Source organism: Macrococcus brunensis (assembly GCF_022343725.1).
GTDB classification, from domain to species: domain Bacteria; phylum Bacillota; class Bacilli; order Staphylococcales; family Staphylococcaceae; genus Macrococcus; species Macrococcus brunensis.
Genome location: NZ_CP092179.1, coordinates 1,289,521 through 1,303,793, shown reverse-complemented (window position 1 = coordinate 1,303,793; position 14,273 = coordinate 1,289,521). Strand labels below are relative to the sequence as shown.

Genomic DNA, 14,273 nt, shown 5'->3' with positions numbered 1-14,273 from the left:
GATTATGAGCCATCGTTATATTCCATTAACTGAAACTGATAAGCAGGAAATGTTAGAGACAATCGGCATTCAGTCAATTGATGAATTATTTGCTGATATCCCGGAAAAAGTTCGTTTCGATCGTCCACTTGATATTAGAGAAAGAAAATCAGAGACAGCTCTTTTAAGAGAACTGTCTGCACTTGCTAATAAAAATATTACAAGTGAAACTCATGCATCATTCTTAGGTGCAGGTGTTTATGATCACTACATGCCAATCGTGGTTGACCATGTAATTTCTCGTTCAGAATTTTACACAGCTTATACACCTTATCAGCCTGAAATTTCTCAAGGTGAATTACAAGCTATCTTTGAATTCCAGACAATGATTTCTGAACTGACTGGAATGGACGTTGCTAACTCTTCTATGTATGATGGCGGAACTTCTTTCGCTGAAGCGGCAATGCTTGCTTGCGGTCATACTCGCAAAAAGAAAATCGTTGTATCTAAAGCGGTAAACGATGAGTCACGTGCAGTTCTTCAGACATATGCTAAAGGTCAAAATTTAGAAGTCGTTGAAATCGATGTAAAAGATACTGTAACAGATTTAGATGCACTTAAAGCTGCAATCGATGCGGATACAGCTTGTGTGATGGTTCAATATCCGAACTTCTTCGGTAGCATTGAAGACTTAGAAGCAATCAAGTCATTTACTGAAGGCACTAAAGCGTTATTCGTTGTATCAAGTAATCCATTAGCGCTTGGCTTATTAACACCTCCAGGTGAATTTGGTGCTGATATCGTTGTAGGTGATGCACAAGTATTTGGGATCCCTGCTCAGTTAGGTGGACCACACTGTGGTTACTTCGCTGCAACAAAAGCGTTAACTCGTAAAATGCCAGGTCGTTTAGTCGGTCAGACACATGACGACGAAGGTCAACGTGGTTTCGTGTTAACACTGCAAGCTCGTGAACAGCATATCCGTCGTGATAAAGCGACTTCAAATATCTGTTCTAACCAGGCGCTGAATGCCCTTGCTGCTTCTGTTGCGATGAGTGCATTAGGTAAAAATGGTGTCGTTGAAATGGCTGAACAGAACCTTTATAAAGCGAACTATATGAAAGACAAAATGATTGAAGCTGGATTCAATGTCTTACCTGGCACTTCATTCAATGAATTCGTTGTTAAATTCAACAAGCCAGTTCCTGAAATCAATGAGCAGCTCCTTGAAGAAGGATTTATCGGTGGTTATGACTTAGGTCGTATCGATGATAAATACGAAGGACATATGCTGATCGCTGTTACAGAGCTTCGTACAAAAGAAGAAATCGATACATTCATTGAGAAAGTAGGTGCCTATAATGCTTAAAGGAGCAACTCCATTAATTTTCGAACGTTCTAAAGAAAATCGTTTCGCATATTCACTACCACCTCTTGAAGTAGAAGGCAAAAAAGTTGAGGATATTCTGGATAGTAAGTTTATCCGTAAAGAAAAAGCAATGTTACCAGAAATTGCTGAACTTGACTTAATGCGTCACTACACAGAGCTTTCTAACAAAAACCACGGGGTTGATACAGGTTTCTATCCACTTGGTTCTTGTACAATGAAATACAATCCAAAGATCAATGAACGTGTAGCGCGTATGGCTGGGTTTGCTCAGGCACATCCATTACAAGACGAAAAAACAATTCAAGGTTCACTGGAAGTCATCTATGACTTACAGGAACACTTAAAGGAAATCACGGGTATGGATGAAGTAACACTTCAGCCTGCTGCGGGTGCTCACGGTGAGTGGACAGCCCTGATGATGATCAGAGCTTACCACGAAGCAAATGGTGATCACGAGCGTACAAAAGTCATCGTACCTGACTCTGCTCACGGTACAAACCCGGCGTCAGCAACAGTTGCAGGTTTCGAAACAGTCACTGTTAAATCAAACGAACAAGGGTTAGTGGATATCGAAGACTTAAAACGCGTTGTAGGTCCTGATACAGCAGCAATCATGCTGACAAACCCGAACACATTAGGTCTTTTTGAAGAAGATATTTTAGAAATCCGTGAAATCGTGCATGCGGCCGGCGGTAAATTATACTATGATGGGGCAAACTTAAATGCCATTATGAGTAAAGTACGTCCTGGCGACATGGGCTTTGACGCTGTTCACTTAAACTTACACAAAACATTCACGGGTCCACACGGTGGTGGCGGTCCAGGTTCTGGTCCTGTTGGTGTGAAAGCGGATCTTATTCCGTTCCTGCCAAAACCACACATCGTTAAAGAAAACGATACATTTAAATTTGATTACGACCGTCCACAATCTATCGGACGTGTTAAACCATTCTATGGTAACTTCGGTATTTACTTACGTGCTTATACGTATATCCGTACAATGGGTCCAGATGGCCTGAAAGAAGTTTCAGAGACTGCTGTACTGAACGCAAACTACATGATGCGTCGTCTTCAGCCTTACTTCGAACTGCCATATGACAGACATTGTAAACACGAATTCGTCATCAGTGGTGTGAGACAGAAAAAACTCGGTGTCCGTACTTTAGACATGGCGAAGAGACTGCTTGACTTCAACTTCCATCCACCAACAATTTACTTCCCGCTTAACGTCGAGGAATGTATGATGATTGAACCGACTGAAACAGAATCTAAAGAAACACTCGATAAATTCTGTGACACAATGATTCAGATTGCTAAAGAAGCAGAAGAGAATCCAGATATTGTTTTAGAAGCGCCACATCACACAATCATCGGACGTTTAGATGAAACAACAGCTGCTCGTAAACCTGTTCTTCGTTTTGAAGGCACAGTCGAGAAGTAACAAAAAAACTTCAATCCCACATCAGGGATTGAAGTTTTTTTTTAGTTCTTCGATTTAATTCTGCCTTTCCATTCCTTATAGCCGCCTTTTAACATGAAAAGATGTTCATAGCCGTTCTTTTTCAGCATGCGTGCTGCACGGTAGCTTGAGACACCATTTTTATCGATGAAATAAATCGGCTGATCTTTACGCAGGCCAAGCATACGTGTCCGGAAAATGCTCATTGGAATATTTCTCGCACCTATGATATGACCGTATTCATAATCTGCTTTTTCACGTAAATCGATAACTTGAGCACGGCGAAGCCCTGCCTGAAAGTCATCTTGACTTAGTTCTGTAACAGATTTACGATTGATATTGTAACTAATCGCGATATAGATGATAAGTGCAAGAAGGATGATTCCAAGAATAATCCATACTGTCATTCTGTTTCCTCCTCAAAATAGCATAATATCATTATAAAGATTAATATCACGTATTTCAAAGTTAATTTACTCTATTTACAATAAGGATGGTTTTATGACTGAAAAGTGGTTGTTTATCAATACAAAAAGACAAAATCCATATTTCAATATGGCTTTAGATGAAGCATTGTTGAACTGGGTGTCAGAAGGCAAAATGCAGCCTGTCATCCGCTTCTACGGCTGGAATCCGAGAACGTTGTCTATCGGTTATTTCCAGAAATTGAAGAAAGAAATCGATATTGAAAAAGTGAAGGCGAATGGTATTGGTCTCGTCAGAAGAACAACAGGTGGCCGAGGAGTTCTGCATGATAAAGAGCTCACTTATTCTGTTGTTGTGCCGGAATCTCATCCTGATATGCCGCAGACGGTGACAGAAGCTTATCGTGTCATTTCAGGTGGCTTACTTGAAGGATTCAGAGCACTGGGATTCGACGCTGAATTCGCTATACCGAGAACAGAAGAACAGCGTGCCAAACTGAAGGATCCAAGAAGCTCTGTCTGTTTTGATGCACCGAGCTGGTATGAACTGGTCGTTGAAGGCAGAAAGGTAGCAGGAAGTGCGCAGACAAGACAAAAAGGGGTCATCCTGCAGCATGGTTCAATTTTACAGGATATTGATGTTGATGAACTATTCGATCTGTTTATCTATCAGAATCCGAGAATGCGGGAAAAAATGCAGCATGCTTTCAGCGATAAAGCGGTTGCTATTAATGATTTATCTGACCGACACGTGACAATAGAGGAGATGGAAGAGGCATTTTATAAAGGCTTTGAAAAAGCACTGAATATCGAACTCGTTCCTTACGACCTTACTAATGAACAGCTGGAAGAAGTCTACAGTATTGCTGATAAGTATATGAGTGATGAATGGACCTATAGACGCTAGCCTCCAGTATGTTATCATATAATGAGACAGAATTTTCAGACATGGGGGATAAATATGAAATTTGATAAAATACAACAACTGCTCGCTGATAAAAAGATTGAAGCAGTCATTATTCTTTCACCGTATAACAGACGCTACTTATCATTATTCACAGGTTCAAGTGGTGCACTTGTGATGACTAGAGAAGAAAACTTACTGATTACTGACTTCCGTTATATCAGTCAGGCAACGGAACAGACTGACTTCACGATTATCAAGCAAAGCGGAGGGTTACTGGATACGATTAAGACCGTTCTGCACGACAGAAATATAAAAAGTGCCGGTTTTGAAGGAGACCTGATAACGTTCCAGCAGTATCAGGCACTCAGCCAGCAGACTGAGCTTGTCGACATCGCTGGAGAAGTCGAAAAAATCCGTATGGTTAAGGAACCTTTTGAAATCGAAATCATTCAGCAGGCAGCAGATATTGCTGACCAAGCATATGAACATATTCAGACATTTATCCAGGCAGGTAAAACAGAGCTTGAAGTCAGCAATGAACTTGAGATGTTTATGCGTAAACAAGGTGCCAGCGGTTCTTCGTTTGATACCATTGTGGCATCAGGGGTCAGAGGCGCGCTGCCACACGGTGTGGCGTCCAGTAAAGTGATTGAACAAGGCGAGATGATTACACTGGACTATGGTGCTATCTATAATGGCTATATATCTGATATCACTCGTACGCTTTCAGTAGGTGAACCACTGGAAGAGATGCGTCAGATTTATGATATCGTTCTTAAAGCTCAAGTGACTGCACTTGAAACGATTCAATCAGGCATGACGGGCCGTGATGCAGATCAAATTGCAAGGCAGATTATTGCAGATGCAGGGTATGGTGAAGCATTCGGCCATTCACTTGGCCATGGTATCGGACTCGAGGTGCATGAGGGACCGGGACTGTCCATGGCTTCAGATGTGCAGCTTGAACCTAATATGTGCGTCACACTTGAGCCGGGTATCTACGTCGAAGGATTAGGCGGCGTTCGTATTGAAGATGATGTTTTAGTGACTGAAAGTGGACTAAAGCGCTTTACACATTCTTCAAAAGACCTTATTATTTTATAGAAAGCAAATTTAGGAGGATTACTCATGATTTCAGTTAATGATTTTAAAACAGGTTTAACAATCGAAGTAGATAACGGTATCTGGCGTGTACTTGAGTTCCAGCACGTAAAACCAGGTAAAGGAGCGGCGTTTGTTCGTTCTAAACTGAGAAACTTACGTACAGGTGCTATTCAGGAGAAGACATTCCGTGCAGGTGAAAAGGTCGGTAAAGCACAAATTGACAACCGCAGAATGCAGTACCTTTATGCAAGCGGAGATTCTCATGTCTTCATGGACACTGAAACATATGACCAGACAGAACTGCCTGAAGCAAACCTGTCACATGAACTGAAGTTCCTTAAAGAGAACATGGAAGTTCATATTCAAAGCTACCAGGGAGAAACTCTGGGTGTTGAACTCCCTAACACAGTGACACTTGAAGTCACTGAAACAGAACCAGGTATCAAAGGTGATACAGCACAAGGTGCGACTAAAGCTGCTACAGTTGAGACAGGCTATACACTCAATGTGCCTTTATTCGTTAACCAAGGTGACTTATTAATCATCAATACAACTGACGGTTCTTACGTCTCTCGTGGATAATCAATCAGACCTCTCATCATGATGAGAGGTTTTTTATTTTCTCTTGAATTGGTCTGACCACTGAAGTAAAATGAGGGATAGCACATGAATTTGATTGCCAAAGGAGAACATTATGAATCTTGAACAAATTAAAGAACTGATAAAAGTACTGGAAGACTCAACACTTACATCAATTGAAATAGAAGATAATGAACAGAAAGTAAAACTTTTTAAAGAAACAAAAGGCAGCGAAGTATATGCACCGGCTGCCATTCAACCTCAGCAGGTTCAGGAGATAGCAGTAGAAGCGCCGCAAGTAGAGACTCAGAGTGCAGTGGAAGCAACTCAGACCATCAATGCACCCATGGTAGGCACATTCTATCAGTCACCATCACCTGATAAAGGACCTTATGTTCAGATAGGTGATCACGTCACAGCAGATTCTGTTGTCTGCATTTTAGAAGCCATGAAATTGTTTAATGAGATTCAGGCTGAAGTAGCCGGAGAGATTGTTGAAGTGCTGGTTGAAGACGGACAAATGGTGGAATATGGTCAGCCGCTCTTCAAGGTGAAATAATGAGAAAAGTACTCATTGCCAACAGAGGAGAAATCGCAGTCAGAATTATCCGTGCCCTAAAAGAACTGGGCATTCAATCGGTCGCTATTTATTCAGAGGCCGACCGTGAAGCACTTCATGCTCAGCTTGCGGATGAGGCTTATTGCGTTGGTCCAAAGTACTCTAAAGATTCCTATCTCAATATCCCTAACATCTTATCAATCGCAAGCTCAACAGGTTGTGATGGCATTCATCCAGGTTATGGCTTCCTGGCTGAGAATGCTGACTTTGCAGAGATGTGTGAGGCCTGTAATATTAAGTTCATAGGTCCAGGACATGCTGCTATTAATAAAATGGGTATCAAGGATATCGCCAAAAAAGAAATGATTAAAGCAAATGTACCGGTTGTCCCGGGAAGTGACGGTCTAGTCGACACAGTAGAAGATGCCAAAGCAGAAGCTGAGCGTATCGGTTACCCTGTGATCATCAAGGCGACTGCCGGCGGTGGCGGTAAAGGAATCCGTGTCGCTCGTAATGAAGAAGAACTTGAGACAGGCTTTCGCATGACCGAGCAGGAAGCGGAAGTTTCATTCGGTAACAAAGGCCTTTATATAGAAAAGTTCATTGAGAACTTCAGACATATTGAGATTCAGGTGCTGGCAGACAGCTTCGGCCACACGATTCACCTGGGTGAGCGTGACTGTACGATTCAGCGTCGTATGCAGAAGCTGGTGGAGGAATCCCCAAGTCCTGCCATCACGAGTGAGACAAGAGCTGAAATGGGAGCTGCAGCAGTCAGAGCGGCACAGGTCGTAGGCTATGAAAGTGCAGGTACGATTGAGTTCATCTATGACCTGGATAGCGATCAGTTCTATTTTATGGAGATGAACACCCGTATTCAGGTCGAACATCCAGTTACAGAGATGGTGACAAGCTGTGACTTAGTGAAGTGGCAGATCAGGATTGCTGCGGGTGAACCACTGACGCTTCAGCAGGAAGACGTTCAGTTTACTGGGCATGCAATTGAACTCAGAATCAATGCAGAAAATCCTGTGAAAAACTTTATGCCATCAGCCGGTGAAATCACGCAGTACTTAGTGCCAGGTGGCTACGGCGTTCGTGTTGACTCAGCGTGTTATAACGGTTACACGATTCCACCTTATTATGACTCCATGGTTGCGAAACTCATCGTTCACCAGCCTACGCGTGAAGAAGCGATCCAATGTGCACTGCGCGCACTGGATGAATATATCATCATGGGTATCTATACGACCATTCCTTTTCATCAGGCGCTCCTCAAGCATCCTGTCTTCAGAAGTTCAGAATATAGTACAGACTTCCTGAATGAGAATAAACTGAACATCGAATAAAGAAAGAAGCCCCCGGGCTTCTTTCTTTGCTTTTTCAGTTAAAATAACGGCAAAATAATGGTATGATAAACATATTATATGATGGGAGGCATAAGCTATGTCTAAACAGAATTTAGGAACAGTGGAAATCGCGCCTAATGTCATTGAAGTCATTACTGAGATCGCGATCAGTGAAGTAAAAGGTGTCTCACTTGCACAGAGAAATAAATCACTGGATAAGCTCGGCGTAAAAAATGCCAAAGGTGTCAATGTGGTAGTTAAAGAGAGTGATATTTATATCGATGCATACTGTATCTTTGATTATGGCACTAAAATTTCTGCTACTGCCAAACAAGTTCAGCAGAATATTAAGAACGCTCTGACTAATATGACAGCACTTACCCCTAAAGAAATCAATATCCATATCATCAATATAAAATTTAATGACTAAGAGGATGCTTGCATCCTCTGAATTTTTGAAGGAGATTACCTATGAGTCGTAAAGAATCGAGAGAACATGCAGTAAAAGTACTATTTCAGATGGAGACAAAAGAGCCGATAGAGGCGTCTGATGCCAAGCGCTTTATTCTTGAAGCGAATGAACAGGATCAGTTTATGGATGAACTGGTGGAAGGCGTTAAAAATAACCAGGATGCCATTGATGAAGCGATTAGACCGCATCTTAAGCAGTGGACCTTAGAACGACTGACTAAAATTGACCGCGTCCTGCTGCGCCTTGCTGTCTATGAGCTGCTTTATACAGATGTACCTGATAAAGTGGCCGTCAACGAAGCAGTTAACTTATCCAAGGAATATGGAGACGATGACAGCTATAAATTTATTAACGGTGTTCTGAGTGAAGTCATCAAGCAAAAACAATGACGCAGTATCTCTCTATAGGTGCTCTGACGCAGTACATTAAAGCAAAATTTGACCGCGACCCTTATCTGGAGAAGGTCTATATTAAAGGTGAGCTGTCTAATGTTAAGCATCATTCAAGCGGCCACCTTTATTTTGCCCTGAAAGACGGCAGTGCAGTGATGAACGGCATGATGTTTAAGCGTGATTCAACCCGTCTGAATTTTACACCTAAAGAAGGAGACGGTGTTCTGATTACTGGGCGCGTTTCTGTATACGAAAGCAGAGGCAGCTATCAGTTATATGCGGACAGTATGTCACTGGACGGTGTCGGCCAGCTGTATGAAAAACTGGAAGCATTGAAAAAAGAGTTTAAGCAGAAAGGTTATTTTGCAGAGGCGCACAAAAAGAAGCTCCCTAAATATCCATCTGCGATTGCCGTGCTGACCGCATCGACTGGTGCCGCAGTGCGAGACATTGAAACAACGCTTAAAAGACGCTATCCGCTTGCTGAAGTGCATTATATTTCTACTCTCGTTCAGGGTAACGGCGCTGCGAGTGATATCGTCAAAAATATCAGACAGGCCGATGATCTTGGTGTAGATGTCATCATCGTTGGACGTGGTGGCGGCTCGATTGAAGATTTATGGGCATTCAATGAAAAAGAAGTAGTTGAAGCCATTTTTCAGGCGAAGACACCTATTATTTCAGCTGTGGGTCATGAAACTGATACGACACTCAGTGATTACGTCGCTGACATGCGAGCACCGACACCCACAGGAGCAGCTGTAATGGCGACACCCGACCAGATGGACCTGATGCAGCAGCTGAAGTCAACTGATCTTTTCCTGAATCAGCGTCTAACGCAGCATGTACGATTCCAGAATGAAAGACTGTCTCGTTTTCAGAATCATCCTTTATTCAGAAATCCATTGATGATGATTGAACAGAAACAGCAGCGGATAGATGAAACAGAGCAAAAACTGCAGTATCTGCTCAAGCATCGTTTCAGTCTTCACCGTGAACGATTTATACGTCTTGAAGTCAAGTTGACGCCTGACCGTCTGAGTCATAAGCTGCAGCTGTTCCGTTCACAAGAAAAAGAACTGAGTCTGCAGATGAATCAGATGCTTAACCAGAAAATTAGCAGAGCGGCACATCAGCTGGATCTGCAGTCCCGTCTTCTCAGCAGCCTCAATCCGACAGGTATACTGGAGCGCGGCTATAGTATTGTCCGTAACAAGGAAGGGATTGTCAGTCACATCGATGAGCTTAGAACAAATGAAAAAATACATATCCAGCTGTCAGACGGTACGGCTGAGGCAACTGTGAATTCAGTAAAGGAGAATACGCATGGCTAAAAATTTTGAAACGATGATGACAGAACTGGAGTCCATCGTCAATAAACTGGATAATGATCAAGTCTCTCTTGAAGAGTCTATCGAACTGTATGAAAAAGGTGTAGCGTTATCAAAAGCCTGTCAGGAACAGCTGGTTCAGGCAGAGAAGAAAATCAATCAGTTAAGTTCAGCAGAGGAAGCAGAATGACAGCTAAAGAACAGGTAGAACAGTATCTGTCAGGTTTATACCACCAGCCAGTCAGCCAGGTTTTAGATGACTCGATGACCTATTCATTACTTGCAGGCGGTAAACGCATCAGACCAGTGCTTCTTTTTTCAACGCTTGAATTGTTTGGGGTTCCTGCTGACAAAGGACTAAAAACAGCAGCAGCTATTGAGATGATACACACATATTCCCTGATTCATGATGATCTGCCGGCGATGGATGATGATGATTACAGACGAGGCAAGCTGACGAATCATAAAGTATTCGGCGAAGCGGTTGCTATTCTGGCGGGAGATGGATTACTGACTGATAGTTTTCATCAAATCAGCGGGGATGACAGTCTGACAGCAGAGCAGCGCATGAAACTGATTACAGTGGTTTCAGGTGCGGCAGGTAGCAGAGGAATGGTCGGCGGCCAGATGCTCGATATGGTTGCAGAAGATAAAGAGCTGACCATTGATGAGCTGAAGACTGTCCATCGTCATAAGACAGGTGATTTAATACGGGCCTGTTTCGAATGTGCAGGCATTATTGCAGATCAATCTGATGCTGTGATCCAGAAGCTGGTCAAGATAGGCGGAAATTTTGGTCTGATCTTTCAGATTAAAGACGATATTTTGGACGTTGAAGGCAGCTTTGAGAAGATGGGTAAATCTGCCGGCAGCGATGTTTCAAAAGATAAATCCACATATGTCTCACTACTCGGTTTGACAGGTGCAAAAGAAGCGATGCAGGAGATGGTCACTGAAACAGAACAGATGATTCATGAACTATCTGATGGAAATGCATCTCTTCTTGATCTGCTTCACTATATCACATCACGTGAAAACTAAAAAAAGCCGTTATGGCTTTTTTGTTCATTATGGCTGACAATGCTATAATAAAACTTAATTAATAAATGAGACTGTAGGTGGAAAACTCATGGATGTTGGCAAAATTAAGACTCCATCAGATATTAAAAGTCTGTCAGACGAGGAGCTAATCCAGTTAAGTAAAGAAATTAGAAAATTTTTAATAGAAAAATGTGCAGTAACTGGTGGACATATAGGTGCAAACCTGGGGGTTGTTGAGTTGACACTTGCACTGCATAAACATTTTGACAGTCCGAAAGACAAACTGATTTTCGATGTCGGGCACCAGGCTTATATCCACAAAATTTTGACCGGCCGGGCAGACCAGTTTGATCAGTTGAGACAGCATAATGGTTTAAGCGGGTTTCCTAAACGTTCAGAAAGTGAACATGATGTTTGGGAGGCTGGCCATAGCTCGACATCATTATCGGCTGCGATGGGGATGGCGAAGGCACGTGATATTATGGGTGAGTCTTATCACGTCGTCCCTATTATCGGCGACGGTGCACTGACTGGTGGTATGGCGCTTGAAGCACTCAACCATATCGGTCACGATAAAACCAATATGACGATCATTCTGAATGATAACGAAATGAGTATTGCGCCAAACGTCGGTGCTATGCATAATATGTTCGGACGTCTTCGTACCAATCAGAATTATAATCGTGCTAAAGTGGACATCGACGGCTTCCTGAGCAAGCTGCCGGGCGGCCATAAACTTCGTGATTCCGCAGACCGGATTAAAGACAGCCTGAAATATTTAGTTGTCTCAGGTGTCTTTTTTGAGGAACTGGGCATCAAATATATCGGTCCCGTTGACGGCCACAGCTTCCGGGAACTTGGCGAAGCAATTGAAACATCTAAACGTATCAATGGTCCTGTCCTGATTCATGTGATCACTAAAAAAGGTAAAGGTTATGAACATGCCGAAAATGATAAGATTGGAACGTGGCATGGACTTGGGCCATATAAACTGGATACAGGTGAACAGATTAAAGGGAATGCCACTGCACCGAGCTGGAGCCAGCTGATGAGTGATAATGTCATGGCCCTTGCTGAGAAAGATAAAAGAATCGTTGCCATTACACCTGCGATGCCAGTAGGCAGTAAACTGACGAAGTTTCAGCAGCAATTACCAGATCAGTTCTTTGATGTCGGAATTGCCGAACAGCATGCTGTGACAATGGCAGGGGGGCTTGCTGCTAACGGGATGCTGCCTTATGTCGCCATCTATTCGACATTTATGCAGCGTGCCTATGACCAGGTTCTCCATGATATTGACCGTCAGAATCTGCATGTTGTTTTTGGTATTGATCGCTCAGGACTCGTCGGTGCTGATGGAGAAACACACCAGGGGGTATTTGATATACCATTTCTGACCCATCTGCCGAACATGACTGTTATGATGCCAAAAGACGAGGACGAAGCGGCTAAGATGGTTTACAGTGCTTTTAATGACTATAGTGGTCCACTTGCCATTCGCTATCCTCGCGGTAACGGGCTGGGAGTAGAAGTCACAGAAAAGTCTGATGGAGTTCCATACGGCAAGTGGGAAGTTCTGCGAGAAGGTCAGGACGCAGCGATTCTGTCATTTGGGCCGACACTCCAGCCGATTCTTGAAGCACAGGAGATTCTTTTAAAAGAAGGTATTAATATCGAAGTGGTCAATGCACGTTTCATTAAACCGCTTGATACTGAATATCTCAATCAGTTAAGCGCACGCGGGATTCCTGTCATGACAGTAGAAGAATCCATTCTGACAGGCGGTTTCGGCTCTCTTGTTGTTAGTTATTTCAATGACAATGGTGATGAGTTTCCTGTAAAAAGACTGGGTATACAGGATGAATATATTGAGCAAGGTGAAGTAGACTTGTTACTTCAGGAGATTGGACTGACAACTGCTCATTTTGTCGATGAGATCAAGCAGATGGTACAGAATGAAAAAACAGAGGATTGATGAATGGCTCGTAGAACGAGAATACTTTGAGAGTCTTGATGAAGCACGGCGGTATATTATGGCGGGTAAGGTGCTGAATGAGCATGAACGTATTCATTCCGGAGCTGAAAAAATCAATCCCGCTGATGCTAAAATCAGAATCAAAGGGTTAGATAAACGGTATGTCAGTCGAGGAGGTCTGAAACTGGAGAAGGCAATTCGTGAATTTAATCTTCAGTTACAGGACCGTATTCATGTCGATATCGGGTCTTCTACAGGCGGATTCACCGATTGTGCGCTGCAGAACGGCGTCAGAAAAAGTTATGCTATTGATGTAGGAACTAATCAGCTTGCCTATAGCTTGCGGATAGATCCAAGGGTGACCGTCATGGAACAGACTAATTTCCGCTTTGTGACTAGTGAAAGTTTCTCTGAGACACCTGACTTTGCTTCGATAGATGTCAGTTTTATATCGTTATCATTGATTTTACCGACGCTTCATACGATTTTAAAGCCTTGCGGTGAAGTCGTTGCACTCATAAAGCCGCAGTTTGAAGCCCATAGAGAAGAAGTGGGCGAAAAAGGTGTTGTCCATAATAGACAGGTCCACAAAAGAGTCATAAAAGAGGTTATGACTTTTGCCGGGAAACATCACTTCAGTGCTGAAAAATTAACGGTATCACCTATTAAAGGTGCTAACGGAAATATTGAGTATTTGATCTATCTGGTCCATCAGGATAAACCCCATCTAATCGATGAGGATGATATAGAAGAAGTAACGATTGAAACAGCCGATTAATTTATTTTAATCGGTTATTTTATTAGGCAACTAGTCAGTTATATGCTAACATAATGTATAAATATACAGGGAGGTCCGTTATGGCGAATAAAACGATGCGTCAGATTAAAATCAGAGAGATTATCTCTAACCAGCAGATAGAGACACAGGAAGAGCTGGTAGAAAAACTGAATGAAGTCAACCTGAACGTGACGCAGGCGACTATTTCACGTGATATCAAGGAGCTTCAGCTGATTAAAATACCAACTCCAAGTGGACAATATGTATACAGTCTGCCTAAGGACCGTAAATTTCATCCATTAGATAAACTAGGACGTTATTTAATGGATTCATTCGTTAAACTGGACGGCACGTCAAATTTACTCGTTTTAAAGACTTTGCCTGGTAATGCACAGGCCATTGGCGCTATCCTGGATCAACTTGAATGGGAAGAAATTCTTGGTACCATCTGTGGGGATGATACATGCCTAATTATTTGTCGAGATGAGAAAGCCGGTAAAGTAGTCACTGAACGATTGTTCAATATGTTATAG

16 protein-coding genes are annotated in these 14,273 nt (G+C 42.6%); 15 read left to right on the top strand and 1 reads right to left on the bottom strand.

Annotated features, from left to right (window positions below; genetic code table 11):
- The first annotated feature begins 4 nt into the window (after positions 1–4).
- Positions 5–1,348, top strand: a complete 1,344-nt coding sequence (gene gcvPA / locus MGG13_RS06785) for an aminomethyl-transferring glycine dehydrogenase subunit GcvPA (protein WP_239034393.1) — start codon at positions 5–7, stop codon at positions 1,346–1,348.
- Entirely contained in the window at positions 1,341–2,810 is a 1,470-nt protein-coding gene (gcvPB, locus tag MGG13_RS06780; protein WP_239034392.1) for an aminomethyl-transferring glycine dehydrogenase subunit GcvPB, read from the top strand. The genes gcvPA and gcvPB overlap by 8 nt, the downstream gene beginning before the upstream one ends.
- Before the next feature lie 41 nt (positions 2,811–2,851).
- On the opposite strand, the gene MGG13_RS06775 is transcribed toward gcvPB, so the two are convergent.
- The gene (locus tag MGG13_RS06775; protein ID WP_133431999.1) at positions 2,852–3,235 is read right to left on the bottom strand and encodes a rhodanese-like domain-containing protein; all 384 of its coding nucleotides are present in this window, start codon (positions 3,233–3,235) and stop codon (positions 2,852–2,854) included.
- Positions 3,236–3,329: 94 nt separating this feature from the next.
- Between MGG13_RS06775 and MGG13_RS06770 the strand changes: the two genes are divergently transcribed.
- From MGG13_RS06770 to ahrC, 13 genes are all read left to right on the top strand, one after another.
- Positions 3,330–4,160, top strand: a complete 831-nt coding sequence (locus MGG13_RS06770) for a lipoate--protein ligase family protein (protein WP_239034391.1) — start codon at positions 3,330–3,332, stop codon at positions 4,158–4,160.
- 54 nt (positions 4,161–4,214) lie between these two features.
- The gene (locus MGG13_RS06765) at positions 4,215–5,264 is read left to right on the top strand and encodes a M24 family metallopeptidase (protein ID WP_133431997.1); all 1,050 of its coding nucleotides are present in this window, start codon (positions 4,215–4,217) and stop codon (positions 5,262–5,264) included.
- A 24-nt stretch (positions 5,265–5,288) separates the two neighbouring features.
- Positions 5,289–5,846, top strand: a complete 558-nt coding sequence (gene efp / locus MGG13_RS06760; protein ID WP_133431996.1) for an elongation factor P — start codon at positions 5,289–5,291, stop codon at positions 5,844–5,846.
- 112 nt (positions 5,847–5,958) lie between these two features.
- On the top strand, positions 5,959–6,402 hold the full coding sequence (accB, locus tag MGG13_RS06755; RefSeq protein WP_133431995.1) for an acetyl-CoA carboxylase biotin carboxyl carrier protein: 444 nt from the start codon (positions 5,959–5,961) through the stop codon (positions 6,400–6,402).
- The gene (gene accC, locus MGG13_RS06750; RefSeq protein ID WP_133431994.1) at positions 6,402–7,751 is read left to right on the top strand and encodes an acetyl-CoA carboxylase biotin carboxylase subunit; all 1,350 of its coding nucleotides are present in this window, start codon (positions 6,402–6,404) and stop codon (positions 7,749–7,751) included. The genes accB and accC overlap by 1 nt, the downstream gene beginning before the upstream one ends.
- Positions 7,752–7,848: 97 nt before the next feature.
- Entirely contained in the window at positions 7,849–8,181 is a 333-nt protein-coding gene (locus tag MGG13_RS06745; protein ID WP_133431993.1) for an Asp23/Gls24 family envelope stress response protein, read from the top strand.
- A 41-nt stretch (positions 8,182–8,222) separates the two neighbouring features.
- A complete protein-coding gene (gene nusB, locus MGG13_RS06740) occupies positions 8,223–8,612 on the top strand; it encodes a transcription antitermination factor NusB (protein ID WP_133431992.1) in 390 nt (129 codons plus the stop codon).
- Complete coding sequence (gene xseA / locus MGG13_RS06735) at positions 8,609–9,949, top strand: exodeoxyribonuclease VII large subunit (protein ID WP_239034390.1); 1,341 nt, start codon at positions 8,609–8,611, stop codon at positions 9,947–9,949. Before nusB ends, xseA begins: the two co-directional genes overlap by 4 nt.
- On the top strand, positions 9,942–10,136 hold the full coding sequence (xseB, locus tag MGG13_RS06730; protein ID WP_133431990.1) for an exodeoxyribonuclease VII small subunit: 195 nt from the start codon (positions 9,942–9,944) through the stop codon (positions 10,134–10,136). Before xseA ends, xseB begins: the two co-directional genes overlap by 8 nt.
- On the top strand, positions 10,133–10,987 hold the full coding sequence (locus MGG13_RS06725; protein ID WP_239034389.1) for a polyprenyl synthetase family protein: 855 nt from the start codon (positions 10,133–10,135) through the stop codon (positions 10,985–10,987). Before xseB ends, MGG13_RS06725 begins: the two co-directional genes overlap by 4 nt.
- Positions 10,988–11,075: 88 nt before the next feature.
- Positions 11,076–12,962: a 1-deoxy-D-xylulose-5-phosphate synthase gene (gene dxs, locus MGG13_RS06720; RefSeq protein WP_239034388.1), complete on the top strand. Its 1,887-nt coding sequence runs from the start codon at positions 11,076–11,078 to the stop codon at positions 12,960–12,962.
- Entirely contained in the window at positions 12,943–13,740 is a 798-nt protein-coding gene (locus tag MGG13_RS06715; RefSeq protein ID WP_239034387.1) for a TlyA family RNA methyltransferase, read from the top strand. Before dxs ends, MGG13_RS06715 begins: the two co-directional genes overlap by 20 nt.
- Positions 13,741–13,820: 80 nt before the next feature.
- Complete coding sequence (ahrC, locus tag MGG13_RS06710) at positions 13,821–14,273, top strand: transcriptional regulator AhrC/ArgR (protein ID WP_133431986.1); 453 nt, start codon at positions 13,821–13,823, stop codon at positions 14,271–14,273.

What these genes read in the sequence shown, in the direction of transcription:
- gcvPA (WP_239034393.1), top strand. Translation starts at nt 5, where the DNA reads ATGAGCCATCGTTATATTCCATTAACTGAAACTGATAAGCAGGAAATG.
- gcvPB (WP_239034392.1), top strand. Translation starts at nt 1,341, where the DNA reads ATGCTTAAAGGAGCAACTCCATTAATTTTCGAACGTTCTAAAGAAAAT.
- MGG13_RS06775 (WP_133431999.1), bottom strand. Translation starts at nt 3,235, where the DNA reads ATGACAGTATGGATTATTCTTGGAATCATCCTTCTTGCACTTATCATC.
- MGG13_RS06770 (WP_239034391.1), top strand. Translation starts at nt 3,330, where the DNA reads ATGACTGAAAAGTGGTTGTTTATCAATACAAAAAGACAAAATCCATAT.
- MGG13_RS06765 (WP_133431997.1), top strand. Translation starts at nt 4,215, where the DNA reads ATGAAATTTGATAAAATACAACAACTGCTCGCTGATAAAAAGATTGAA.
- efp (WP_133431996.1), top strand. Translation starts at nt 5,289, where the DNA reads ATGATTTCAGTTAATGATTTTAAAACAGGTTTAACAATCGAAGTAGAT.
- accB (WP_133431995.1), top strand. Translation starts at nt 5,959, where the DNA reads ATGAATCTTGAACAAATTAAAGAACTGATAAAAGTACTGGAAGACTCA.
- accC (WP_133431994.1), top strand. Translation starts at nt 6,402, where the DNA reads ATGAGAAAAGTACTCATTGCCAACAGAGGAGAAATCGCAGTCAGAATT.
- MGG13_RS06745 (WP_133431993.1), top strand. Translation starts at nt 7,849, where the DNA reads ATGTCTAAACAGAATTTAGGAACAGTGGAAATCGCGCCTAATGTCATT.
- nusB (WP_133431992.1), top strand. Translation starts at nt 8,223, where the DNA reads ATGAGTCGTAAAGAATCGAGAGAACATGCAGTAAAAGTACTATTTCAG.
- xseA (WP_239034390.1), top strand. Translation starts at nt 8,609, where the DNA reads ATGACGCAGTATCTCTCTATAGGTGCTCTGACGCAGTACATTAAAGCA.
- xseB (WP_133431990.1), top strand. Translation starts at nt 9,942, where the DNA reads ATGGCTAAAAATTTTGAAACGATGATGACAGAACTGGAGTCCATCGTC.
- MGG13_RS06725 (WP_239034389.1), top strand. Translation starts at nt 10,133, where the DNA reads ATGACAGCTAAAGAACAGGTAGAACAGTATCTGTCAGGTTTATACCAC.
- dxs (WP_239034388.1), top strand. Translation starts at nt 11,076, where the DNA reads ATGGATGTTGGCAAAATTAAGACTCCATCAGATATTAAAAGTCTGTCA.
- MGG13_RS06715 (WP_239034387.1), top strand. Translation starts at nt 12,943, where the DNA reads ATGAAAAAACAGAGGATTGATGAATGGCTCGTAGAACGAGAATACTTT.
- ahrC (WP_133431986.1), top strand. Translation starts at nt 13,821, where the DNA reads ATGGCGAATAAAACGATGCGTCAGATTAAAATCAGAGAGATTATCTCT.